The organism is Rhodovulum sp. DZ06, from assembly GCF_050586345.1.
GTDB lineage: Bacteria > Pseudomonadota > Alphaproteobacteria > Rhodobacterales > Rhodobacteraceae > JBOCEF01.
The window spans coordinates 13,406-38,088 of sequence record NZ_JBOCEF010000043.1; the positions used below are offsets into that span (position 1 = coordinate 13,406).

Here is a 24,683-nt window from a genome sequence, read left to right on the forward strand (position 1 = left end):
GGACGAGGGTGGGGGGGGCGCAGCCCCGGCGCCGGGTTTCGCTGGGGGCGCTTTCCCCGCCGCCGCCCCGGCGCCGTCCGCCGCGCCGCCAGGCGCCTCCGCCTCCACCTCGGCCTGCGCCGCGGCCTCGGCCGCCTCGCGCCGCTCGATCACCTCGCCCAGCTCCACGCTCAGCGCATAGGCGGCGAGGATCACCGACAGCGGCACCAGCCCCAGCATCGCCACCTGCAGCTCCGAGAAGGACCGGTTGCCGCCGTCGACCTGGAGCAGGAACGCGACCACCTGCGCGCCGACGAAGGTCACCCCCCCGCCGACCAGCGCGATCAGCAGCGTCACCCACCAGCTGCGCCGGTTGTGCTGGTCCGCGATCAGCAGCAGCGCGCATTCGAAGAACACCAGCAGCAGCGCCACCACCTTCAGCGCGTAATCGAGCTTGGTTCCCACCAGGTCGATGGCGTTCTGCGTGCGCTCGGCCAGGTCCGCGCCCCCGGCGCCGGTGCAGATCACCTGCATCGCGAGGAACGCGAGCACCCCCACCGCCGTCGGCAGCGGCGTCAGCCGCAGGTAGGTCAGAAGCGGCGCCGGCCCCGTCTCCTCCGGCCAGGCGTTCTCGTCGATCCGGTGGCGGCGCAGCTTGATCGTGGCATAGGCCGACAGCCCGAAGGCGACCGCCAGCGGCAGCACGTTCTCCACCATCACCAGCCGCACGTCGTTCAGCGCCGTCGCCCCCTGCAGCCGCACCCGGTCGGTCAGCTCGGCCGAGGAGAAGGCCAGCCGCCCGTCCTCCAGCATCGCCTGGGCCTCGGAGTTGAACATGTAGGTCAGCATCGCGCGCATGTCGGCGGAGAGCGGGTGGATGTCGAGCTGCATCGCCGCGCCCCAGAGCCAGGCCAGCACCAGCGCCGCGACCGAGCCGAGGATCGCCGCCCAGGCGATCTCGTTGGCCGAGCGGTCGAGCTCGGGCGCCACCACCTGCTGCAGGATCCGCCCGTGGCTGGTGGTCAGCTGGTGGCGGCGCAGCTCGGCGTTGCGGATGGCGTAGAGGGCGAACAGGCATTGCAGCGAATCCGCCACCGTCTGGGCGCGGACCTGGAAATATTCCAGCGACTCGCCGTCGGGCCTGAGCGCGCTGAGCTCGTCCCGCAGCCCGAGATAGGCGTCGCGCGCCTCGTTCACCCGCTCCAGCGGCGCGGCGCCTTCATAGACGTTCCAGAAGCGGGTGCGCATCGGGCCGACCACGGGGGCCTGCAGAAGCTCCACCCGCCGCAGCGCGTCGAAGATGTAGTCCACCGTCTGCTGCATCACCGGGTCGATCTCGTGCGCCTCGGTGAACTCCTGGAACTTGGCCACCATCGGCAGCTGGTCGTCCTGGGCGATGGCGGTGAAATCCAGCGCCTCGACATTGCGCAGCACCCGGTGGATGCCGCGCGGGATCCCGGCGAAGGCGTAGGAGATCGAGCGCACGGTGCGCTCCACCACCCCGAAGGTGGGCGTGGTGGCGCCGACGACGATGGCGACGGCGAGCATCAGCGGCACGGTGGGGGCGCCGTCGAGGGACCCGACCGCGGCGGCCTCGCCCGGGCGGCGCAGGATCGAGGAGATCTCGGTCTGAGCGGTCACCGCCTTGTCGACATTGGCGTCGCCGACCAGCACCCCGACCAGTTCGGGCGTCAGCAGGCACAGGGCGTAGAGCACGAGGAAGCTGAGCACGTAGAACAGCTTGCCGCGGACATATTCATGCTTGGTGGTGAGGGCGGACATCCGCACGCCGGCGAGCTCGGCGCGTCGCCCGGCCTGGGTCGCGGCGGGGCCGACCACGGCGTCCTCGAGGTCGTATTTCTTCCAGGCTTCCCAGATCAGCAGCGCCGAGCCGAGAAGGATCATCAGAATGTACTGGGAGTCCCCCATCCCGGGCCCCGCTGGTTCGCCGCCGCGGCGTCAGTCGCAGCGCTGGAATTTGGGGTTGCAGGTCGACTGTGCAGAAGCTTCATCCAAGTGAATGAAAAATGAAGCTGTAATGCTCAGCACGAATGCTGCCAGGAGCGAGCCGGTTCGAAAATATCGCATCATCAATCCTCCGCGGATTCGGAGAATTGTAGCACGAATACGTATCGAACCCAAGCCGGCCGCCGCGGGCGCTTGCACCGGGCCGCCGGCTGCGCTCATCTGGCCGCGCCGCGTTCGCGGCGGTCCATCCCGCTCGCCGCGCCCGCGGCGCCCCGCCTCCACCCGTCCCCCCCGCCGCCTGCCGCCCGCCGCGCAGGCCGCGCCCCGTTCCAGTCCGCCGCGCCGCGCCGCGCACCGAAAGGCCGCCCATGTTCTCCGCCTTCCTCATCGTGCTGCCCATCTTCGCGCTGATCGGGGCGGGCTGGATCGCCGGGCGCAAGGGCGTGCTGGGCGCGCACGGGGTCTCGTCGCTCAACGCCTTCGTGGTGTGGCTGGCGCTGCCGGCGATGCTGTTCCTCGCTGTCGCGCGGGCGGACCTGGAGGTGCTGCTGGACCCGGGTTTCGCGGGGGCTTTCACCCTGTCGGCGATGGTCTGCATGGCGGTCGGGCTGGGCGCGGCGCTGCTGCGCGGGCGGGCGCTGGCGGACGCGGCGCTGGACGGGCTGAACGCCAGCTATCCCAATGTCGGCTTCATGGGCTTCCCGCTGGCGCTGGGCGCGTTCGGGCCGGCCGCGTTGCCGCCGACCACGGCGGCGGCGCTGATCACCATGTGCGTGATCTTCGCGGTGGCGGTGACGCTGGTCGAGGTGGGTCTCCAGGCCCGCGCCCGCCCGCTGGCCGCCGCGGGCAAGGTGGCGGCGTCGCTGGCGCGCAACCCGATGCTGGCCGCCCCGGCGCTGGGCCTTCTGTTCGCGCTGAGCGGCCTGCCGCTGCCCGAGCCGGCGGCGCGGTTCCTCGACCTTCTCGGCCGCGCGGCGGGGCCCTGCGCGCTGGTCACCATCGGGCTGTTCCTGGCCCAGGCGAAGGTGGGCGAGCCGCCGTCGCGCGCCGGGACCGCGCTGACCGTGGCGTTGAAGCTGGCGGTGCACCCGGCGCTGGCCTGGGCGCTGGCGACCTGGGTGTTCGCGCTGCCGCCGCTGGGGGTGGCCTGCGCGGTGGTGCTGGCGGCGCTGCCGACCGGGACCGGGGCGTTCATGCTGGCCGAGTTCCACCGGCGCGACCCGCGCCCGACCTCGGCGGCGATCATCCTGACCACGCTGGGGGCGGTGGTCACCGTGCCGCTGGCGCTGGCGCTGACCGGCTGAGGCGCCGCGCCGCGGGCCGTGCGGGGGCCCGTGGGAACGCGGTGAACGAAATGGAAAACATTCTGCGGTCAACCTGCGTCGGCCCGGGCGATGCCGGGGGCCGCAGCCGCCCCTCGCGATCCGCCGCGGCATCGTCCGATCCGCGGCGCCGGGGCGCCGCGGCCCGTCCAGTCGCCCCGGGGGCCGGCCGCAGGGCCGGGAGAACCGATCGTCCAGACCATGTCCGAACATCCCGTCGCCTCCCTCGCCCGCCGCCGCGTCGCCGGGCCGTCCGCCGATCCCGCCGCGCCCCGCTTCGGCCCGGCGCCGCCCGGCGCCGCCCTGTTGCGCTTCGATCCGGCCGAGGCGTCGGGGGCGCCGCGCGTCGCCCGCCGCCGCTCGGCGGCCGAGACGCTGTTCCGCGCGCCCGCCGCGGCCGGGACCGGGACCGGGGCCGGAAACGGGGCCGCGGGGCCTGACCCCTCCGGCGGCCCCGGTCCCTTCGCCCCGTGCGCGCGCCGCCCCGGCCCGGGGGGCGCGGAATGACCGCCGCCGCCGCCGCTTCGCCCGCCCCGGGCGCCGCCGCGCAGCCCGCGCTCGGCCGCCGCGCCGCCGCCATCGACGCGGTGCGCGACACGGTGGAGCGGGGCGCGACCCGCGCCGCCTCTCCGCTCGCCGACGCCGCCGCCGCGCTGCGCGCCGCCTGCGCCGACCTCGCGGTCCTCGCCCAGCCGCAAGCCGGGGCCGGGGAGGCGGGCAAGGCCGACGGCGCCGCCAGGGCGGCGAGTTTCGACGCCCTCTGCGCCGAGCTGCGCGACGCGCTCGGCGCCATCGATTCGCGCGCGGCCGAGGACCTGGCCGCGATCTCCCGCCTCTCGGACCGGCTCGGCGTCTCCGCCGCCGCCCTGCCGCGGCTGAACCACGCGGTGCGCACCATCTCCATGGTCGCCTTCTCGGCCCGCGTCGGCGCCGCGGGGTTCGAGCACGGGAGCCAGATCCGCACCATCTTCTCGGACGAGATGAGCGCCTCGGCGGCCGAGCTGCAGCGCTCCGCCGACGGGGTCGAGGACGGGCGCGCCCGGCTCGAGAGCCTGACGCAGGAGGCCGCGGGCGCGTTGCAGGCGGTGGATGCCGCGCGCTGCCGCATCGCCGCCGCGCGTCTCGAGGAGGCGCGGGAGGGGCTGACGGACGCAACCCGCCGGACCCGGGAGGAGGGCGCCGCCGCCGCGGCCGCGGCGGAGCGCGCGGCGGGCCGGATGGAGGAGGCCGCCCAGGCCCTGCGCGCGGCGGGCGAGGCGGGGCCGCGGCTGGCCCGCGCCGCCGCCCTGCTGCGGGCGGCCGAGGCGGCGCGGCCGCGGATCGGCGCGGGGGGATGCGCCGCCGCCGCCGCCGCGGCCGAGGCGCTGCTGCGCGCCGCCGCCGCCGAGGCCGGCGCCCGCGCGCGGGAGGTCCAGGCGGTCCTCGCCGCGCTGGAGAAGGAGCTGTCGCGCGCCCTCCCCGAGGCGGGCCCGGAGGGCGGGGCGGGCGGCCCCGGCGCCGCGGCGCTGGACGAGACGCTGGAGCGCGCGCGCGGCGCGCTCGACGCGGCGCTGGAGCGGCGGGGGGCCTTCAGCGCGGTGCTCGGGCGGCTCTCCGAGGCGATCGCGCTGACCATGGACAAGCTCTCGGCCCTGCGCCGGATGGAGCAGGAGATGCAGACGCTGAGCATCAACGCCTCGATCAGCTGCGCCCGGCGCGGGGGCGACGCCAAGGCGCTGATGGTGATCTCGACCGAGGTGGCGGACCTGACCTCGGGGCTGCGCAAGGTGGCGACCGACGCGGCCCGCCCGCTCGAGGCCGCGGCCGAGGACGCCGCGGCGCTGGTCGGGCGCACCCGGTCGGATGACGGGGCTGAAGGCAAGGCGGGCGGCGTGAAGGCCGGGGCGCGGACAGGGGCCCAGGCCGGGGCGCAGGCCGGGGCGCAGGCCGGCGGCCAGGGCGCGGCGCGCGGCGCGCGCGAGGCCGCCCGGGCCGCGGCGGCGCGGCTCGAGGAAGCGGGGCGGCTGCTGGACGGCGCGCGGCGGCGCGTGGTCGGGGCGCTCGGCGCCGCGACCGAGGCGCGCGCGCAGCTCGCCCGGGCCTCCGAGGCGATGGCCGATCTCGCCGCCGATGGCGATGCGCCGGACGCGCCCGGGGCGTTCCCCGAGGCGAAGGCCGCCGCCGCCTTCTTCGCGGAGCGGCTGGCGGAGCTGGAGCTTTCGGCCGAGCGCGAGGCGGTCGAGCGCGCGCTGCCCGACGCGCTGCGCTCCGGCCCCGGCGCGGCGGCGGGCCAGGGGGCGCGCCCGGCGCCGTCGCCCGCGCCCGCCGCCCCGCCGGCGATGTCCGCGGAAGGGTTCGAGGAGTTCTGAGCCGCCCGCCTTCCTCGACACCCGGCGCGCGGGCGGGCAGGGGGAGACTGCAAGCCTCCGTTGAGCCCGGGCGCCCGCCGCGCCCGGGGGCCGGAGACGCCCTCCCGCCCGTTCGGTCTCGCCGCCGCTTTCGGTTGCCGCGCTGCCTTTGCCTGCCGTCCCGGCACGCGCCCGGCACGCGCCCGGGACGCCGAGGTCGAGGCGATGCAGGACAATTCGATGTCGGCGGGGGGACAAGCCGGGATCATCGGTCGCGCAAAGCGGCGGGGAGGGCGGCGGGGCGCCGCTGTCCGCGGGCGCCCGCAGCGCGGCCCGGACCATGCGCGGCGTCTTGCATCGCGTGTCGCGAGAGACGCCGGACAGGATCGAGCAGATCGCCGGGACGTGGATGGCGATCCCGTGCTGCAACACCGGCGCCTGTCCGCCCTGCACCTTTGCGCCACGCGGGAGGCGGGGCGCGAGGGCATCGCGGCGCTGCAGACCGGGCTGCCTGGCCGGCGGGGCACGGCGGCCCGGACGCCTGGAACGGCCGGGGCGCGCCGCGCCCGTCGCCGCCCCCATCGGCTGCACTCGTGCCGACCAGCCTCGTCGCTGCGCCGCCGCTGGATGGGGCCGCGCGCCGCCTCCGGACGCCGCCCGGCGCCGTGCCGCTCGGCCCCTCCCAACGCCGCCCCCTGCAGGCGGCGCCGCGCGCGAGGCCGGGCGCCCCGCGCCCGGCGCGCCGCTTCGCCGTCCCGCCTTCGGGTCGAGAGGGCGCGGGCGGACGGGCGAGCGGGAGGGCCCGTCCCTCCCCGAGCCCGTCCGCATCCCCGGGGCAGGTCCCGCGTCTCCTCGGTGGGGGCGACGCCGCGCGCAGGGGCAGGCGGCGCCAGGCCGCGCGCCGCGATGTCGGCCGCGCCCGACGCTCCCGCGGCCCCCGTCATCACGGCCCCGTCCTCACTGGCCCCCGCCATGCAAACGGCCCCCGGCAACGCGCGCTGCCGGGGGCCGTTCTCGTCGCCGCGGGGCGTCGCAGCTTTTCGTCGCCGCGGCTCGCCTCCGCGCGTCGTCTGCGGGGCCGCGCGCGGGCCGGGCCCGGCCAGGGCGCCCGCGCCCCGCCCGGATCCGGCCAGCCGCCGCCGCGCCTCAGCCGAACAGGAAGTCGCCTTCGTCGAGGCTCTCCGCCGCGACGCCCTCGAAGACCAGCCGGTCCGCGTCCGACAGCGCCAGCACCGCGCCGCCCTCGGCGTCCGAGATCAGCCCCTCGATCGCGGCCCAGTCGACCCCGCCGCCAAGCGCGACCCGGTCCACGCCGTCCTCGAAGTCGAGGATCACGTCCACGCCGCCGCCGGGGCCGAAGACGAACACGTCCGCCCCCGCGCCGCCGCCGAGCCGGTCGTCATCCGCCCCGCCGTCGAGCCGGTCCGCCCCGTCGCCGCCGAAGACCCGGTCGTTCCCGGCCCCGCCGGAAACGTCGTCATCACCCTGCTGGCCGGTCAACATGTCGTCGCCCTTGCCGCCCGAAATGGTGTCGTCGCCCTTGCCGCCGAAGACCCGGTCGTCGCCGCGGCCGCCGAAGATCAGGTCGCCGCCGCCCTGGCCGAACAACGCATCCGCCCCGTCGCCGCCATTGACCTTGTCGCCATGGGCGCCGGCGCGGATCTCGTCCGCGCCCTCGTCGCCGCGCAGGGTGTCGCGGCCGCGCCCGCCGAACATCGTGTCCGCCCCGACGCCGCCGCTGGCCACGTCCTTGCCGACGCCGCTGCGGAGCACGTCGTCGCCGCGCCCCGCCGACATGTCGTCATTGCCGAGGCCGCCGATCATGGTGTCGTCCGACAGGCCCGAGGCCCGCGCGACGTCGTCGCCCGCGCCGAGGTCCACGCGCGTGCGCCCGCCATCCCCGGCCAGCCGCACCGTGTCGCCGCCGCCGCCGGCGAACAGCTCGAACTCCCCGCCCTCCGCGTCGCCGACATCAAGCTCCACCTCCTGCGCGCCGCGGTCCATGACGGCCGTGCGCACGCCCTGCAGCGCCACCTGCGCCTTGCCCGAGACCTGCAGCATCTCGGCCCCGGCGATGCGCACCTGCGTGCCCTCGCCCAGCCCCGAGGCGTCGAGGCCGACCATGGTCTTCACCCCGGCGCCGGTCCCGAACTTCAGCTCCAGCGGGCCGCCCGCCGCGCCGCCCTCGCCCGCGGTGGGCGCGATGCGGTGGATCGCCAGCTCCTCGCCCTCGGCCAGGTCGCGGGCCGCATCTTCCATCCGGCGCGCGCCGCGGGCGGCGACGCCGTTGCCCTCGGATTTCAGCTTCTCCACCGCCGCGACGCGGGCGTCCGCGTCCCCGGTGGGGGTCGAGACGCTGGCCGCGACCGAGACGTTCTGCGGCGGGGTCACCGTCACCTCGGTCGGGGCGCCGCCGAGGCGGATCGGCCCGGCGGTCCCGTCGGGGTTCTCGAGCACGAAGCTCGCCTTCATGGCGCCGTCCTCGTCGAACTCGAACTCCGGCGCCTCGTACGCGGCGCCCGACCCGTCATCCTCGGGCGGGGTCCAGGTGGCGTTGCGCAGGTCCGCCAGCTCGAAGGCCGGGGCCGGGTTGCCCCAGGGATCGGAGGCGCCGCCGCCGCCATGGACCAGGGTCACGGTCTCGGACGCGTCGACCGGGCGGGCGAGCAGGAAGGTCGCCGAGCCGCGATGGGGCGTCTCGACGCCGATGATCTCCACCGCCGCGCCGTCCACGAGGACGCTGAAGGCGGCGGCGTCGGGCGCGCCGTCCAGCCCCTCGTTGAAGGCGACGTGCAGCTTGTCGCCGTTGACGAAGGCCGAGATCGGCTCCGGCCCGGCGCGGTCCACCTTGGCGTCGGCGTCGGCGACGATCTCGGGGACCGCGGGGCCGGCGACCTGTTCGCCCGCCGGGCCGGTGGCCGACAGCGACGCGTCCACCACGAAGCGGGCCTGCAGGCGGTAGAGCCCCTCGGGCAGGGTCACCTCGGCGGACCAGGTGAAGCCGCCATCGGCGGTGGCCGGGGTCCCGACCGTCGCCTCGCCCGCGGGCGTGCCGAACAGGTCGATCATGAAGTTGTCGGCCGTGACGCCCGAGACCTGCCAGTCGAAGGCGATGTCCACGGTGACGCTGCGGGCCGAGACCGGGGTCTCCTCCGCCACGTCGCGCAGGGCGAAGGAGAGGATCTCGGGGCCGTCATCCTCGCCGCCGGAGCCGTCGCCCGTGCCGGCGCCCGTGCCGGCGCCCGTGCCGTCGCCGGAGCCCGTCCCGTCGCCGGGATCGCCGCCGTCCCCGTCATCCGGCCCCTCCACTGCGAAGCCCGCCGGGTCGAGCGGCAGCTGCGCGTGGATCGCGTCGACCGAGGCCGGGCCGGTCACGCCCTCCAACACCATCTCGTAGACCTGCGCCGCGGCGCCCGCCGGGTCGAAGCCGGGGAAGCGCGCCGGCGCCTCGGAGGCGCCCGCGGGAATGACGACCAGGGTCTGCGCCACCGGCGTCCCCGCGCCGTCATAGAGCATCACCAGCGCCTGCACCTCGGCGGTCGCGGGGGTCTCGAGGCTCAGCGTCGCGGTGAAGGCGGCCTGGCCCTCGTCCTGGTCGAGCTCCAGCGGCGGGCCGCCCACGGGGGCGCCGTCCGCGGGGACATGCACCCGGGCCGCGTCGACATAAAGTTCGAGCCCGCTCGGATCGACCGCCGCGACCCAGAGCGCGCCGCCGGTCATGCCATCGGGCAGGGCGATGGACCCCTGCGCGGCGCCCGGGGCGTCGAGCCGCCCCTCGGCCGCCGCCGCGCCCGCGGCGAAGATGGCGTCGAACGCCTCGGGGCTGTCGATGACCGTGCCCGGGGCCACGAGGATCGCGCGCCAGGCGCCGGCCTCGGGGAGGGCCACGGTGAACTGCACCGCGCCCTGCGCGACCTGCGCGGTCAGGCTGGAGATGAGGTCGCCCTCGAATTCGTACGGCCCGTCATGGGGGCCGTCGCCCGGGGTCTCGTCGCCGGGGGTTTCGCCGGGGGTTTCGCCCGTGGAGCCGTCGCCCGAGCCGTCCCCCGTCCCGTCGCCGGACCCGTCCGCGGGACCGTCCGTGGGATCGTCATGCGGGTCGTCCATCGCGGCGCCGGAGCGGTCGAAGGAGAGGTGGGAATCGTCCACCTCGCGCGCCGCCGGGCCGTCGAGCCCGGCGAACGCCATCTCGAAGCGGTCGTTCAGCGGCCAGTCGGAGGGGACGAAGCCGGGGAAGACCACCGCGGCCGAGGTCGCGCCCGCCGGGATCGTCACCTGCACCGAGGCCGCCGGGGCGCCGTCATCGACGAACAGCTCGACCGTCGCGGTCACGTCGCCGGGGGCGGGGGCCGACAGCTCCAGCGTCGGGACGAAGGCGTCGTGGCCCGGCTCCCACACCAGTTCCGCCAGCGGGCCGCCGCCGGCGCCGCCCGATGCGGGGACCTTAGCCATGGCGGCGTCGAGGTAATGGCCGGGCTGCTCCGGATCCTCGAGCGCGGCCCAGAGGTCATAGCCCTCTGGCGCGTCGATCCCGGCGAGGGGGATGGCGGCCGAGACCGGCGCGGTCCCGTCGCCCTCGGCCTCGACGGCGCCGGGATGGCCCTGGTCGAACCAGGCGTTGAAATCGGCCTCGTCGCGGATCTCGGTCCCGCGGGGCAGGACGAGCAGGCGCAGCGTGGCGGGCCCGTCGATGGCGGCGGTCCAGGTCAGCGCGCCGTCGGCCACGACGCCGGTGAGGGAGAGCAGGTCGGGGCCGTCGTCCCCGGAATCGACGGAGCCGTCGCCCCCGGAGCCGGTGGAGCCGTCGGTGGAGCCGTCGCCATGGGGATCGCCCGCGGGATCGCCCGCGCCGTCGCCGTAAGGATCGTCGTAACCGGGCGCGAAGGTCACCTCGGAGGCGCTGGCGGCGGTGAAGACCACGTCGTGGAAATCCTGCCCCGGGGCCAGCGCGACCAGCGCGAAGGAGAAGGAGGTGGCGTCGTCGGCCTGCCCGGGCGCGAAGCCGAGCGCGTGATCGCCCGCGCCGATGTCGAAGCCGTCGCCGACGATGCCCGCCGGGGTCTCGGCCCAGACCGCGAAGCGCCACTCGCCCGCGGCCACCGACAGCTCGACCGTCAGCGGATCGAAGGACAGCACCGTCTCGCCATCGGCCGACAGGGTGAAGACCGGCGTGTCGCCCGGATCCTCGGGGATCAGCGACATGCCGCCGGACGGGGCCGGGGCGATGGACGCGGCGCCGAACTCGGCCGTCTCGACCGTGATCTCGACCCCCTCCGGCCCGTTTTCGCCAAGACCCTCATAGGCCAGAAGAAAATCCGCATCGAACGCGATACGCTCAATCTGATCGGTCATGTTACGCTCCTGAGCACCAGTCATTCCCACCGGCGCCCAGGTACAATCGGCCGATTAACGGATGCTGACCCGGGGGCCGCGTTAAGCCGCCGGCAAGGCTGATCGTCTTCGCGAGGGGGCGGAGGGTCAGGCGGTCTCGCGCGCGATCCAGTCGGCGATCATCAGGTCGAGATGCGCGCCGCCGCCGTTCTTGAACACCGTGACGGCGTCGTCCGAGGGGCGGGCGGGCGCCCCGGCGGCGAGGTCGTAGAAATCGGCGCGCACGTGGTCCGGGCCGATCACGCCCGCGGCGATGGGGATCTTCAACTCGCCGATATGGTGGATCGTGGTCTCGCGGCTGTCGACGAAGAGGGCGCCGGAGGCGATCAGCGCGTCATCCGCCTCGCGCATTTCGGCGGTGAAGGCGCCGATCAGGTCGACATGGGTTCCGGGCGTGATCCAGTCGCCCATCAGCACCGGCGCGCGGGCCATTGTGGCGGCGGCGACGATGTCGGCGGCGGCGGCCTCGGCCGCGAGGTCGGCGCCGGCGCGGATGGCGGGGCCGAGATCGGGCAGGGAGGCGGCCAGGTCCGCGGCGGCCTCGGGGCGGCGGGCCCAGATGACGATCTCCGACAGGTCCGGGAACAGGGCGGTGTAGGCTTCGCAAAGGCTGCGCGCGACGACGCCCGCGCCGACGATCAGCAGGCGGCGGCTGTCGGGGCGCGCGAGCAGCGTCGCGCCGAAGACGCTGTCGGCGGCGGTCTTGAGCTCGGTGACGAGACGGCTGTCGATGATCGCCTTGAGGCTTCCGGTTTCGGGGTCCGAGACCATCATCGCGCCCTGAACGGTGGGCAGGCCGCGGGCGGCGTTGCCCTGCATGACGGTGACGGATTTGACGCCGTAGCCGAGCCCCTCGATGAAGGCGGCGCGGGTCAGCTGCACGCCGGAAGCGGGGCCGAGGAACAGGTCCCCGAGCTCGGCCCTCGGGCGCTGGTGGCCCGCGCGCAGGGCCTCGACCGCGCCGGTCCAGGACAGGGCCGGGCGGGCGGCGTCATAGGTGATGAACTCGGGGGTCATGGCGGTCTCCGGGGCTGCGGCGGGGGATTGCGCGCAGCCTAGGGGCGCCGGGGGGGCGAAGGGAAGGGGCGGCGGGTCGGACGGTCCGGGCGCCGCCGCGCCCGCGCCGCCGGACTGGACCGGGCGCCGCCCTCGCCGGGGCGCGGCGCGGGCGGGCGAGCGGGAGGGCCCGTCCCTCCCCGAGCCCGGCCGCCCCCCGGCCGGGGCGCGCGCGCTCAGGGGGGACAAGCCCCCCGTTCGCGCGCGCGGGACGGCTGCGCCGTCCGGGCGCCGCTTCAGCCGCGGCGCGGGGGCCTCAGCGCTTCTTCATCGCTTCCATCAGCGCGGCGCCGAGGGCGCCGTTGCCGCCGCCGTCAGCCCCGCGCGGGGCGCCGCCGCCGCCCTTGCCGCCGCCGCCGCCGCGCGGGCCCTTGCCGGGACCGCCCGGGCCGCGTCCGCCGGGACCCTTGCCGCCGGGGCCGCGCCCGCCGCCGAAATCCCTGCCCTGGTTCGGGCCGCGCCCGGCGCCGCGGCCCTGGCCGCGATCCTCGCCGCGCCCGCCGTCACGCCCGCCGCGGGCGCCCTCGCCCGGGGCCTGCTTGCGCATCGACAGCCCGATCCGCTTGCGGGCCACGTCGACCTCGGTCACCCGCACCGTCACCACGTCGCCGGCCTTCACCACCTCGTGCGGGTCCTTCACGAACCGGTCGGCGAGCTGGCTGACATGCACCAGCCCGTCCTGGTGCACGCCGATATCGACGAAGGCGCCGAAGGCGGCGACGTTGGTCACCGTCCCCTCCAGCATCATCCCCGGCTTCACGTCCTTGATGTCGTCCACCCCGTCCGCGAACTTCGCGGTGCGGAACTCGGGCCGCGGGTCGCGCCCGGGCTTCTCCAGCTCCGCCAGGATGTCGCGCACGGTGGGCAGGCCGAAGCTCTCATCCACGAAATCCTCGGGCGCCAGCCGCCCCAGCGCCTTGCCGTCGCCCATCAGCGACCGGATGTCCCGCCCGCAGGCCTTCACGATCCGCCGCGCGAGGCCATACGCCTCGGGGTGGACGGCGGAGGCGTCCAGCGGCTCCTCCCCGCCCTGGATGCGCAGGAACCCGGCGCATTGCTCGAACGCCTTGGGCCCGAGGCCGGAGACCTTCTTGAGGTCCTTGCGCGCCCCGAACGCGCCGTTGGCGTCGCGGTAATGCACGATGGAGCCCGCCAGCGACGGCCCGATCCCCGAGACGCGCGACAGCAGCGGCGCCGAGGCGGTGTTCAGATCGACCCCCACCCCGTTCACCGCGTCCTCGACCACGCCGTCCAGCGCCTTGGCCAGCCGCGACTGGTCCACGTCATGCTGGTACTGGCCGACGCCGATGCTCTTGGGCTCGATCTTCACCAGCTCGGCCAGCGGGTCCTGCAGGCGCCGGGCGATCGACACCGCGCCGCGAAGCGAGACGTCGAGATCCGGGAACTCCTTGCTCGCCAGCTCCGAGGCCGAATAGACCGAGGCCCCGGCCTCGGACACGATCACCTTGGTCGGCGCCTTGCCCGGCATCGCGGCCAGCGCGTCGGCCACGACCTTCTCCGTCTCGCGGCTCGCCGTGCCGTTGCCGATGGCGATCAGCTCGATCCCGTGCCGCTCCACCATCGCGCGGATCGCCGCCTCGGTCCCCTGCACGTCGCGCTTGGGCTGGAAGGGGTAGAGGGTCGCCGTCTCCAGCACCTTGCCGGTGCGGTCCACCACCGCCGCCTTCACCCCGGTGCGGATGCCGGGATCGAGGCCCAGCGTCGCGCGCGGGCCCGCCGGGGCGGCCAGCAGCAGGTCCTTGAGGTTGCGCGCGAAGACCGCGATGGCCTCCTCGTGCGCGCGCCGCCGCAGCTCGCCCAGAAGGTCGAGATACATCGACAGGCTCAGCTTCACCCGCCAGGCCCAGGCGGCGGTCTTGCGCAGCCACAGGTCCCCCGGCGCGTCGCCGCGAATGCCCACGGCGGCGGCGATCATGTTGAGGATCCGCTCCTCGCCCTCGCCCGGCTCGGGGGCGATGGAGATGGTCAGCACCTCCTCCTTGCTCGCCCGCATCACCGCCAGGGCGCGGTGGGACGGCATGTCGGCCCATTTCTCGCGGTGGTCGAAATAGTCCGAGAACTTGGCCCCCGCCTCCTCCTTGCCGGGCTGCACGGTGGCGGTCACCACCGCCTCGGCCTGCATGGTCCGGCGCAGGCGGCCCAGAAGGTCGGCGTTCTCCGACAGCTCCTCCACCAGGATGTCGCGGGCGCCGTCGAGCGCGGCCTTCACATCCGCCACGTTCTGCGAGACATGGCCCGCGGCCAGCGCCTCGGGCGCCGCTTCCCGGTCCGCCTCGATGGCGCGCAGCAGCGGCTCCAGGCCGTTCTCTCGGGCGATCATCGCCTTGGTGCGCCGCTTGGGCTTGTAGGGCAGGTAGAGGTCTTCGAGCGCGGCCTTGGTGTCGGCCCCGGCGATGGCCTTCGACAGATCGTCGGTCAGCTTGCCCTGGTCCGAGATGGACTTGAGGATCGCCGCCCTGCGGCTTTCCAGCTCGCGCAGGTAGGACAGCCGGTCGGCCAGCAGGCGCAGCTGCGCGTCGTCGAGGCCCCCGGTGACCTCCTTGCGGTAGCGCGCGACGAAGGGGACGGTCGCGCCGCCGTCCAGCAGGTCCACGGCGGCGGCGACCTGCCGCGGCTGGGCGCCGATATCGGCGGCGATGGTGCGGGCGATGGCGTCTTCGGACTTGTCCAAGGGGGGCTCCTGCGCGGTCGGTCGGCGGGTCGGGGGCGCAAGGCATAGCGCCTGCCGCCGCCCGCTCCAAGGGGGCGCGGGCGGCGTTAAGGCGGCCCTAGGATTCTCGTGCGATCACTGGAGCCCGAGGCCGTCCCGTCCGGGCGGCGCCGAGGATGTCGACGCCCCGCATGAAGCAGACGATCAAATCCTTCGTCGAGGATCTCAGGGCCCTGCCGTCGCCGGAGGACATGCAGGGCGTGATCCGGTTCACCCCGATCGGCGGGATGATCACCGTGATCAACGCGGTGATCTACACCATCGCGGTCTGGCCGATCATCGGCGGGGGCTTCCTGCTGGGCTGGGCCATCTTCACCATCGGCCTGAACGTGATGATCCTGGCCCGCGCGCATGGCCGCCCCCCGGGGCGCCCGCGCAAGGTGTCGCGCAACACGCTGCGCCGGATCCGCCGCTTCGCGGTGCTGCAGGCCGCGCCCTGGGCCGGCATGGGCATGGTGATGGAATTCCACGCCATCGCGGGCGCGCGGGAACTCGCGCTCTTCGTCTGCGTGGGCATGGCGGCGGGCGCGTCCTTCATGCTGCACCGGGTGCTCAGCGCGGCGATGGTCTACCTCGGCACCGTGCTGGTCGGGCTGCTGATCGGCGCCGTCGCGGGGCGCGACCCCTACGCCTGGGCCGTCGCCTCCTACGCGCTGGTCTATTGCGGGTTCCTCGGGCAGTTCACCTATCGCTTCGGGCGGATGGCGCGCGAACGCGACAAGGTGGTCGACGACCTGTCCCACGCGGTGCTGGAGCTTGAGACGGCGCATGACCGGATCTCGCAGCTGGCCTATACCGACACCGTCACCGGCCTGCCCAACCGCAAGGCGTTCTTCGAGCGTCTGTCGCGCGAGATCGACGAGGGGCGGCGCTTCGCGGTGCTGATGCTGGACCTCGACCGCTTCAAGAACGTCAACGATTCCTATGGCCATGACGCCGGCGACCAGCTGCTGGCCGAGGTCGCCTGCCGCCTGCGCGGCAGGGTCCCCGAGCGGGACATGGTCGCGCGGCTCGGGGGCGACGAGTTCGCGGTGCTGAGCCTGCAGGAGGGCGAGGCGCTGGACGCGCTGGGCGCGCGGATCTGCGCCGCGCTGGCCGAGCCGGTGCTGCTCGAGGATATCGAGCTGCACACCGGCACCTCGGTCGGCGCCGCGCTGCGCCCCGAGGATGGCGACGACCCGGTCAGCCTGATGAGCAAGGCGGACATCGCGCTGGGCCGGGTGAAGGAGACCGGGCGCGGCCGGTTCCAGCGGTTCGACGCCGGGCTCGGCAAGGCGCTGGACGAATCCAACGTGATCGCCGACGCGCTGCGCGCCGCGCTGGGGGCGGGGGACGTGAAGGTCCGCTACCAGCCCAAGATCCGCCTCGCCGACGGCGCGCTGTCGGGGGTCGAGGCGCTGGTGCGCTGGACCCACCCGCTGCTCGGGCCGATGTCGCCCGACCGCTTCCTGCCCGTGGCGGCCGAGCGCGGCATGATGCGCGAGGTCACGGACGGGGTGCTGGGCACGGTGCTGCGCGACCTGGCGGAGTGGCGGAGCCTCGGGATCGCGACCGGGCCGGTGGCGATCAACCTGCACCCGGTGGACCTGAAGTCGCCCGACGCCCTTCTGACCCGCCTGCGCCGCGCGCGCGAGGCGGGGCTGTCGCCCGCGGACCTGATCATCGAGATCACCGAGGGCTGCTTCGTCGGCCGCGGCGGGGATTCCGCGCGGCTGGTGCTGGATTCGCTGACCGATCTCGGCTTCGAGCTGTCGCTGGACGATTTCGGCACCGGCCATGCCGCGCTGTCGCACCTGCGCAGCCTGCCGGTGTCGGAGATCAAGATCGACCGCAGCTTCGTCTCGGGCATCGTGGAAGAGCCGCATGACCGCGCCATCGTCGCGGCGACGCTCGCCATCGCCCGCGGCATGCGCCTGCGCGCGGTGGCCGAGGGGATCGAGACGGAGGCCCAGCTCGAGGTGCTGCGGGAGCTGGGGGCGGAGCTGGGGCAGGGCTATTACTGGGCGCGCCCGCTCTCCTCCTCCGAGCTGCGCGCCTTCGCCGAGAACCGCGCCGCCGCCTGAGGGGCGGGCGGGGCAGGCGCCTGGCCGGCCGACGCGCCGAGGGGGGCGGGTCTGCTCGGACCTTTGGGGCGTGTTGCGCGGAGCGGGCCGCTCGGGGCCGCCGTCATCCGCTGCCGCCGCCGCCCCGGGCCTGGCCGCCCCCGGCGCCGAGCGGGCGGCCTCCCGGCGGGGGACGGCGACCGCCTCTCTCCGGGCCTGCATCTTCCGCGGGAACGCCGGGTCAAGGGCCTGCCTCTCCCTTCGACGCCGCGCGCTGCGGCGGCAGGCCTTCCTCCGGTCGCTCCCGTCTGTCCCACCCTCCGGTCCCCGCACGCCCGTAAACGCCCCGACCGGAGCCTCGCGGGCTGCCGCGGTCTCGCGCGCTCGCGGCATCCTCGGTCCGCCCCGCCCTGCGCCGCCCCGCCCTGCGCCGCCCCGCCCTGCGCCGCCCCGCCCTGCGCCGCGCGGCCTTGCGCCGGGCCGCCCTGCGCCGCATCGCCTTGCGCCGGGCCGCCCTGCGCCGGGCCGCATCGCTACGCGCCGGCCGCGCAGCCGCCGCCGCGCCGACGTCCGCCCCGTCCTCGCCCGACCTGCCCGTCTGCGCCCGACCGGCCCGTCCTCCCGGCGCGCCGCCATTTCTCCACGCCGCCGCCCCACCCCGCCGCCCGACGCCCCCCGGCCCATGCGCCGCGCCGCGCCCCCTTGCCTGCACCGGCGCCGCGCGCGTACCTTTCCCCCGGCGCCGCTCGCGTCCCCCGTCGCGGCGCCGCCCCCTCGCCGCCCGGTGGCAGTTTTCCCAAGCCCCCACGGGTCAGCGTTTCATGAAGCTCATTATCCAGATCCCCTGCCACAACGAGGAAGCGCAGCTTCCCGAGACCCTCGGCGATCTGCCGCGCGAGGTCGACGGCTTCGACACCGTCGAATGGCTCATCATCGACGACGGTTCCACCGACCGCACCGTCGAGGTCGCCCGCGAACACGGCGCCGACCACGTGCTCAGCCTCGGGCACAATCACGGCCTCGCCGCCGCCTTCATGGCCGGGATCGAACGCGCCCTGCGCCTCGGGGCCGACGTCATCGTCAATACCGACGGCGACAACCAGTACCGCGCCGACTGCATCCCCGCGCTCTGCCGCCCGATCCTCGAGGGCCGCGCCCAGATCGCCGTCGGCGCCCGCCCCATCGCCGCCATCGCGCATTTCTCGCCCCTCAAGCGGTTCCTGCAAAAGCTCGGCAGCCGCGTCGTGCGCCTCGCCTCGGGCGCGGATGTCGAGGACGCGCCCTCGGGCTTCCGCGCCATCCACCGCAACGCCGCCGCCCGTCTTTACGTCTTCAACCGCTGGACCTACACGCTCGAGACCATCATCCAGGCCGGGCAGCTGCGCATCCCCACCGTCTCGGTGCCCATCGAGGTGAACCCGCCGACCCGGCCCAGCCGCCTGTTCCGCTCCACCGCCCAGTACGTCCTGCGCTCGGCCTTCACGATCCTGCGCATCGCCACCGTCTACCGGCCCGCGCGCACCTTCGGCGTGCTCGGCGCGCTGACCATGCTGCCGGGCCTCGCCGCCTTCGCGCGCTTCCTGGTCTACGCGCTCGGGGGCGACCCGGAGGGCAAGCTGCAATCGCTGGTCATCGGCTCGGGCCTGATCGCCGCGGGCGCGGCGGTGATCGTGGGCGGGATGCTCGCCGATCTCGTCGCCGCCAACCGGATGCTGCTCTCGGAGATCCGCGCGCGCCAGCTGCTGGCGGATATCGAGCGCGAGCGCGGGCGGGAGGGCTGATCCCGCCGCGCTTGCCGCAGGGAGGCGGCGGGAGTACCCTCTGACGGCCCGGGCCTCGGTATTTCCGCCCGGCGCGAGAGGGATTGATGTTCAGGATCAAGCAGGCTCAGCTCGGCGTCTTCGCCGAGCAGGCGCGCGAGCGCTATGTGCAGGACCTCAAGGACAGGCTGCGGGAGAGGCAGCCGGAGCTCGCCGCCACCTGGGACGAGGCGCGGCTGGACAAAGTCGTGCGCGACGGGATGGACCATGCGCGCGAGGCCGCGGGCTTCACCAATCGCGGCCCGATCCGCTTCTGGATCGACCTGCGGCTGGCCTTCGGCGCGGGCTTCCTCGACGACCCGGTCCATGCCTGGGCCCGCCCGGCGCTGGGCGCGCCCGAATTCTCCACCCAGTCCGAACGCGCCGACGCGCTGCACGACCGCGCCTCCGCGATCATCGACACGCTCAATGGCGATGACGAGGCGCGGCTCCACGCCGCCCATGCCGCCATCCTGGCCTGGGCGAAGCGGGAGCGGGAGCTGCCGCCGCCGCGCCTGCTCGGCGACTGGGCGGTGCAGGAGATCGCGGCGCTCTATCCCGAGAAGGCCCGCCTTGCGGGCGCCGAGGGGCTGCGCGCGCTGTTCAACCGCGCCGCGCGGCTCTGCGTCTCCGCCGGGGTGCAGGACAGCCGCCCGGCGATGCTGATGACGCTGCTGTTCTTCACCTTCGGCGCCGGCTGCGTCTCGGACCCCGCCTTCGGCTGGATCCGCGACGTGCTGGCCGATGAGCGGGTCCCCGAGCCCGCCGACAGGTTCAAGCGGCTCGAGGGCAGGGCGCTGACCTGGCTCGAGGTCGTCGTCGCCCGCAACCGCGAAGGGGGCTGAGACATGGCCAAGAAACCCGATCCGCCCTCCGGCCAGTCCGGGGACGCCTCGCCGCCCGAAAGCGCGCAGCAGGACTGCCCGCTGGGCGAGCTGGTGGTGACCGTGAAGGACGCCGACGGCAAGCTGGTCCAGGGGGCCGAGGTCGCCGCCGGCGCCGCGGGCAAGAAGACCACCGGGGCCGACGGTCTGGCCGATTTCGGCAAGATCGACCCCGGATCCTACGACGTGACCGCCGACAAGGCCGGCCACGGGCCGAAGAAGAACGAGGGTCCGGGCAAGGATGAGCAGAAGGGCGTCGCCGTCCCCGAGGGGGGCAAGAAGGCGATCACCCTGATCCAGCATCCCTCCTGCGCCAACGTCGCCTTCTTCGAGGGGCCGACGACCAATTATTCCACCTATTACGGCTTCGATCACCGCACCAACCAGGTGGTGACCGCCGGAACGGACGAATACTGGCTGCCCACCCCGGCCAAGGGAAGCCTGTCGCTGCCCGGCAGCCGCAGCACGCGGGACGGCGCGCGCTGGGTCTCGATCGCCACCGGCAAGACGCTGGAGATCGAGATCAACTTCGCCTTCAAGCCCACCGACTGCATCCCCTGCCTGAAGAACACCGAATTCGAGGTGGTCGCCGGGTCCTCGGTAGAGGTTCTGACCGAGGGCAAGGACATCACGTCGAAAAAGTGCAAGTTCAAGCTCAAGGGCAAGAGCGTGGGCGAGAGCACGGTGAAGGTGACCTGTTCGGGGAACGTGATCGGCTGGGTCTACGCCTGGGTGCAGGACGAGGCGATCATCAAGATCGACGTGGTCAACGTGATCACCGCCAAGGCCCCGAAGGACGCCTGGAACCTGAACACCCTGCGCGCGCGCTTCGACGAGATCTTCCGCCAGGCCTGCCTGAAGGTGAACATCGCCGATCTCGGCGACGTGGACCTGACCTCGGACGCCGCCCTGGCGACGACCGAGGCGAAGGGCTATCCGCCCAGCAACGGACGCTTCCTGGCCAAGACCGGCTCGCCGACCTTTTACAGCTTCAAGGGCGAGATCCTGAACGCGATCCATGCCAAGGCGGGGGCGGCGCTGGATGCGCGCACCACCGGGGCCAAGCCGCGGGCGGGGGCGTACCGGATCTACCGCTACATCCCGAGCGTGGGATGCGGGATCGGCGGCACGGTGCTGAACATCGGCGCCAGCCCGGCCTTCACCATGATCCCGGACGGGGATTCGGCGCGCAACTCGATCGCCCATGAATTCGGTCATTGCCTGGGGCTCAAGCACCCCTCGGATGGCAGCTCGGGGCCGCAATACCCGTCTCACCTGCGCGACACGACCGGCGACGCGACCCCGGACTGGCCGGCGACGAACACCGAGCCGGCGATCGCGGCGCGCGCGGCCAAGGGCAACGTGATGGCGAATGATCCGACCAACCTGATGGGCTACTGGCCCGTGAAGGCCGACCGCAAGCGGCTGCGGTATCTGCAGTGGAAAGCGCTGAGCAGGAGCTGAGGGAATGGCGATGGACGGCATGGAACAGCATTGCCCCCCGGCGGTGGTCGAGCGGGTCGGGGAAGCGGACCTCGCGGGCGAGGACAGCGTCGGGCTGCTCGACTGGGTGGCCGAGAACGCCGAGCTGCGCTGCCAGGTGCTGGCGCTGGCGGCGGTGGCGGACCGGGCGGGGCCCGAGACGCACCCGCTGATGGTGGCGGACCTGTGCTTCGCGGCGGCGACCTATGCCTCGGCGCTGTCGGATGCGGGGCGGGCGCGGATCGGGGCGACGTATCGGCGGATGCCGTATCGCAAGTCCTCCTCCTTCCCGTGGTTCCTGGGGCTGCGGGAGAACAGGATCGAGCTGCGCGACCGGATGGCCCCGCTGGTGATCGAGGACTGGAGTTTCACCCATCCGCGGCGGGACGCGGAGACCTGGGATTACTATTTGTATCTCGCGGTCATGGGCACGCCCGGGGCGTATGAGAAGCTGGAGGCGAAGCTGAAGGCGACGCTGGACGGGAACGACGCGACGAACCTGATCCGCAGCCTGGCGGAGCTGAAGACGCCCGAGGTGCGGGCGATCCTGGAGCCGTATCGGGACGACCAGCGGACTTCGGACGGGACCGAGGAGCCGGGGCCGACCATCGCCGAGACGGTGGGCATCCTGCTCTCGACGTTCTGAGGGCTGCGCCGGGCGGGGCGGGCGTTCCGTCGGGTGCGGAGCCTTCTGCCGGGTGCGGCCCGCCTCGGGGGGGCGCAAGGCCCCCCGCTCGGCGTCCCGCGCCGCGCCTTGCGGGCCTGGCGCCGCGGGGCGGGCGGCGGCAGGCGCGGCCCTGCAGGCGTTGCGCCGGGCGGCGGGTCGGCGCGGAGCTTAGCTTCATCGCGCATCGCGCATCGCCGCATCGAGCATCGCCGCATCGCGCATCGCTGCCAGCGCCCCGGCCCCTGCGGGTGGCGCCGGGGGAGGTGGCGTGTCGAGCGTCGACGGCGAAGACGGCCGCCCGGTCCTCGATGGCGCGGCGGGCCGGGGCAGGGCGCGGCGGGCGCCGCTCTCCCCTCCCTTTTCATAGCAATTTTCACGCGCGTCGGCGCAGTCCGGCGCCGCGCCTCCACCGCTTGCGCCGGTCCAGCCAACCCCCGATTTCAGAGCCTGCCTGCCTGCCTGCCTGCCTGCCTGCCTGCCTGCCTGCCTGCCTGCCTGCCTGCGCCCCCCTCAGGTCAACAACCGCACCGGCGCGCCCGCCAGGAACGCGTCCACCGCCTCCACCGTCTGGCGCCAGACCTCTTCCTGCGCCTCCTCGGACGCCCAGCCCACATGCGGCGTCAGGATCACGTCGGGGCGGGCGGCGGCGGCGCGGATCGGGTCGTCCGTGGGCGGCTCGACCGGCAGCACGTCGATCCCGAGGCCGCCGATCAGCCCCCCTTCCAGCGCCGCCACCGCGTCCGCGCCGTTCACCAGTCCGCCGCGGGCGGTGTTGATCAGCAGCGGCCGCCGTCCCATCCGGGCGAATTCGGGCGCCGCGATCATGTCCTGCGTCGCGGGCGTCAGCGGGCAGTGGAGGCTGAGAATGTCGGCCGTCTCCAGCGCCGCCTCGAACGGGATGCGCCCGGCGCCGGGCGCCTCGCGCTTGCGGGCCACGAAGACCGGCTCCATCCCGAAGCCTTCCGCGATGCGCGCGACGGCCGAGCCGATGGCGCCGCCGCCGAAGATGGCGATGCGGCTTCCGGCCAGGTCGCGGATCGGGTGATCGTGGAAGCAGAACTGGCCCGCATCCTCCCACCGCCCGGCGATCACGTCGGCGCGGTACTGCACGATGGCGCGGCGCAGCCCGAGGATCAGCGCGAAGACATGCTCGGGCACCGTGTGTTTCGCGTATCCGCGCACGTTCGACACCTGGATGCCCAACTCCCGGCACGCCGCGATGTCCACGCAATCATACCCCGTGGCGGCGACCGAGATGAATTTCAGCTCCGGCAGCCCCTCCAGCACGGCGCGGCGCAGGGGGACCTTGTTGGTGATCGCCACGCGGGCGCCCGCGAGCCGGGCCGCGACCTCCTCCGGGGCGGTGCGCTGGTGCGCCTCCCAGGCGTGGGGGGCGGCGGGGGCGGTCAGCTCCACCGCCGGGGCGAAGGTCTCGCGGTCGAGGAAGACGATGCGGGGGGCGTCGGTCATGGAGGGCTCCCGGGGGGCTGGCAAGAACGGGCGCAGAGTCGAACGCCCCCGCGCCGGGGTCAACCGGCGCGGGGGCGCGTGTCACGGAGTGGAAGGGCGGGGCCGGGCGCCGCCGCGCGCCCGCGCGGCGCGGGCCGCCGAGCGGGGGGCCTTGCGCTCCCCCGAGGCGGGCCGCTCCGCCCGAAAGCCTCAGCCGTGCGGCTTCAGGATCTGGCGCACCGCGCCGCCCTGGGCCAGCTTCTCGAACCCGAGGTTCAGCTCGTCGAAGCCGATATAGCCGTCGATCATCTTGTCCACCGGCATCGCGCCCGAGCGGCGCATGGACAGGAACCGCGGGATGTCGCGCACCGGCACGCAGGAGCCCATGTAGGACCCGAGGATCGACTTCTCATGGTACACCATGTCCGCGTGGTGGACCTTGAAATGCTTGCCCATCGGCGACAGGCCCGCGGTGGCGATGCGCCCGCCGCGCGCGGTCACGTCATAGGCGGTCTCCATCGCCACGGTCACGCCCGCCAGCTCCAGCGCCGCATCCACGCCGCCATGGGTGAGGTCCCTGACCTCCTCCACCGCCTTGGGGTCCGTCGGGTCGACGGCGTGGGTGGCGCCCATCTCCAGCGCCTTGGCGCGCTTCGACGGCTCCGGGTCCAGCGCCACGATGCAGCCCGCGCCGCAGGCCTTGGCGCCCATGACGCCCGAGAGGCCCACGCCCCCGAGGCCGAACACCGCCACGCTCTCGCCCGGCTTCACGTTGGCGGTGTTGATCGCCGCGCCGGCGCCGGTCATCACCGCGCAGCCGAACACCGCCGCGTCGGCCAGGTCGATATCGTCTTCAATGACCACGATCGAGCCGCGGTTCACCACGGCGTACTGCGCAAAGCACGACACGCCGGTGAAATGCCCGATCACCTCGCCGCCCTCGCCGCGGATGCGGCTGCCGCCCGAGATCAGCTCGTTCGCCATCGCCGCCTTGGGGGCCACGTCGCAGATCTGCGGACGGCCCGCCATGCAGTTGCGGCAGCGCCCGCAGGAGGGGGCGAACTGGAAGATCACCCGGTCGCCCACCTTCACGTCCGACACGCCCGAGCCGACCTCGACCACCTCGCCCGCGCCTTCATGGCCCAGCACGATCGGCGTCTTGCGCCCGCGGGTGCCGTCCATCACGGACAGGTCCGAATGGCACAGCCCCGCGCCGATCACCTTGACCACCACGTCGGTGGGCGTCGGGTCGAGAAGGGTCACCGTCTCGATTTTCAGCGGCTGGCTCTGGTCCAAGGGGCGGGGCAGGCCGGTCTCTCGCAGGACGGCGGCGGTGCAGGTGAGAGTCATGGGCGGATCCTTCCTTCGGACGCTTCGGGCGGGGGCGCGCGGCGCCGGGCCTCGGTCCCGCGCGTCCAGCGGTCCGGCCTTTCCCGTGCGGCAGCATACCCGTTAGTATGTCGCGCGAAAGAGGTTTTTTCGCAAGCCGCGTCGTTCGCCATGCGGTCCGGGGTTCCGCCCCGGGCCGATCCGGGCGATAACCCCCCTCGACAACGCCAAGAAGACCACCCCGGGAGAGGACCGCC

At 74.4% G+C, this 24,683-nt stretch carries 13 protein-coding genes; 7 read left to right on the forward strand and 6 right to left on the reverse strand.

Annotated features, from left to right (window positions below):
* A partial coding sequence (locus ACQ5SO_RS16605; RefSeq protein ID WP_430942747.1) for a hypothetical protein occupies positions 1–1,884 on the reverse strand: 1,884 nt, incomplete at its 3' end.
* A gap of 431 nt (positions 1,885–2,315) precedes the next feature.
* On the opposite strand from ACQ5SO_RS16605, the gene ACQ5SO_RS16610 reads away from it, so the two are divergent.
* Complete coding sequence (locus ACQ5SO_RS16610; protein WP_430942748.1) at positions 2,316–3,251, forward strand: AEC family transporter; 936 nt, start codon at positions 2,316–2,318, stop codon at positions 3,249–3,251.
* Positions 3,252–3,772: 521 nt separating this feature from the next.
* A complete protein-coding gene (locus ACQ5SO_RS16615; protein WP_430942749.1) occupies positions 3,773–5,617 on the forward strand; it encodes a hypothetical protein in 1,845 nt (614 codons plus the stop codon).
* Positions 5,618–6,742: 1,125 nt separating this feature from the next.
* Here the strand turns inward: ACQ5SO_RS16615 and ACQ5SO_RS16620 are convergent.
* The 3 genes from ACQ5SO_RS16620 to ACQ5SO_RS16630 all read right to left on the reverse strand — a co-directional run bounded on the left by ACQ5SO_RS16620 (position 6,743) and on the right by ACQ5SO_RS16630 (position 14,735).
* Positions 6,743–10,948: a SwmB domain-containing protein gene (locus ACQ5SO_RS16620; protein ID WP_430942750.1), complete on the reverse strand. Its 4,206-nt coding sequence runs from the start codon at positions 10,946–10,948 to the stop codon at positions 6,743–6,745.
* A 126-nt stretch (positions 10,949–11,074) separates the two neighbouring features.
* Positions 11,075–12,004, reverse strand: coding sequence for an ornithine cyclodeaminase family protein (locus ACQ5SO_RS16625; protein WP_430942751.1), 930 nt, complete (start codon positions 12,002–12,004; stop codon positions 11,075–11,077).
* 295 nt (positions 12,005–12,299) lie between these two features.
* Entirely contained in the window at positions 12,300–14,735 is a 2,436-nt protein-coding gene (locus tag ACQ5SO_RS16630) for a Tex family protein (protein WP_430942752.1), read from the reverse strand.
* 170 nt (positions 14,736–14,905) lie between these two features.
* Here ACQ5SO_RS16630 and ACQ5SO_RS16635 point away from each other — a divergent pair, with 170 nt between their 5' ends.
* The 5 genes from ACQ5SO_RS16635 to ACQ5SO_RS16655 all read left to right on the forward strand — a co-directional run bounded on the left by ACQ5SO_RS16635 (position 14,906) and on the right by ACQ5SO_RS16655 (position 21,627).
* Positions 14,906–16,837 carry a putative bifunctional diguanylate cyclase/phosphodiesterase gene (locus ACQ5SO_RS16635; protein WP_430942753.1) on the forward strand — a complete coding sequence of 644 codons (1,932 nt, stop codon included), beginning with the start codon at positions 14,906–14,908 and terminating at the stop codon, positions 16,835–16,837.
* Between the two features lie 800 nt (positions 16,838–17,637).
* A complete protein-coding gene (locus ACQ5SO_RS16640) occupies positions 17,638–18,597 on the forward strand; it encodes a glycosyltransferase family 2 protein (RefSeq protein ID WP_430942754.1) in 960 nt (319 codons plus the stop codon).
* Positions 18,598–18,683: 86 nt separating this feature from the next.
* Entirely contained in the window at positions 18,684–19,460 is a 777-nt protein-coding gene (locus tag ACQ5SO_RS16645) for a hypothetical protein (protein ID WP_430942755.1), read from the forward strand.
* 3 nt (positions 19,461–19,463) lie between these two features.
* Positions 19,464–20,963 carry a hypothetical protein gene (locus ACQ5SO_RS16650; protein ID WP_430942756.1) on the forward strand — a complete coding sequence of 500 codons (1,500 nt, stop codon included), beginning with the start codon at positions 19,464–19,466 and terminating at the stop codon, positions 20,961–20,963.
* A 4-nt stretch (positions 20,964–20,967) separates the two neighbouring features.
* Positions 20,968–21,627: a hypothetical protein gene (locus tag ACQ5SO_RS16655; RefSeq protein WP_430942757.1), complete on the forward strand. Its 660-nt coding sequence runs from the start codon at positions 20,968–20,970 to the stop codon at positions 21,625–21,627.
* Positions 21,628–22,158: 531 nt separating this feature from the next.
* Here the strand turns inward: ACQ5SO_RS16655 and ACQ5SO_RS16660 are convergent.
* On the reverse strand, positions 22,159–23,118 hold the full coding sequence (locus ACQ5SO_RS16660; protein WP_430942758.1) for a D-2-hydroxyacid dehydrogenase: 960 nt from the start codon (positions 23,116–23,118) through the stop codon (positions 22,159–22,161).
* A gap of 189 nt (positions 23,119–23,307) precedes the next feature.
* The gene (locus ACQ5SO_RS16665) at positions 23,308–24,447 is read right to left on the reverse strand and encodes a zinc-binding dehydrogenase (protein ID WP_430942759.1); all 1,140 of its coding nucleotides are present in this window, start codon (positions 24,445–24,447) and stop codon (positions 23,308–23,310) included.
* Positions 24,448–24,683: the final 236 nt, after the last annotated feature.

Coding starts and splice junctions, on each gene's coding strand:
- ACQ5SO_RS16620 (WP_430942750.1), bottom strand. CDS start 10,948: ATGACCGATCAGATTGAGCGTATCGCGTTCGATGCGGATTTTCTTCTG.
- ACQ5SO_RS16625 (WP_430942751.1), bottom strand. CDS start 12,004: ATGACCCCCGAGTTCATCACCTATGACGCCGCCCGCCCGGCCCTGTCC.
- ACQ5SO_RS16655 (WP_430942757.1), top strand. CDS start 20,968: ATGGCGATGGACGGCATGGAACAGCATTGCCCCCCGGCGGTGGTCGAG.
- ACQ5SO_RS16660 (WP_430942758.1), bottom strand. CDS start 23,118: ATGACCGACGCCCCCCGCATCGTCTTCCTCGACCGCGAGACCTTCGCC.
- ACQ5SO_RS16650 (WP_430942756.1), top strand. CDS start 19,464: ATGGCCAAGAAACCCGATCCGCCCTCCGGCCAGTCCGGGGACGCCTCG.
- ACQ5SO_RS16640 (WP_430942754.1), top strand. CDS start 17,638: ATGAAGCTCATTATCCAGATCCCCTGCCACAACGAGGAAGCGCAGCTT.
- ACQ5SO_RS16610 (WP_430942748.1), top strand. CDS start 2,316: ATGTTCTCCGCCTTCCTCATCGTGCTGCCCATCTTCGCGCTGATCGGG.
- ACQ5SO_RS16635 (WP_430942753.1), top strand. CDS start 14,906: ATGAAGCAGACGATCAAATCCTTCGTCGAGGATCTCAGGGCCCTGCCG.
- ACQ5SO_RS16645 (WP_430942755.1), top strand. CDS start 18,684: ATGTTCAGGATCAAGCAGGCTCAGCTCGGCGTCTTCGCCGAGCAGGCG.
- ACQ5SO_RS16615 (WP_430942749.1), top strand. CDS start 3,773: ATGACCGCCGCCGCCGCCGCTTCGCCCGCCCCGGGCGCCGCCGCGCAG.
- ACQ5SO_RS16665 (WP_430942759.1), bottom strand. CDS start 24,447: ATGACTCTCACCTGCACCGCCGCCGTCCTGCGAGAGACCGGCCTGCCC.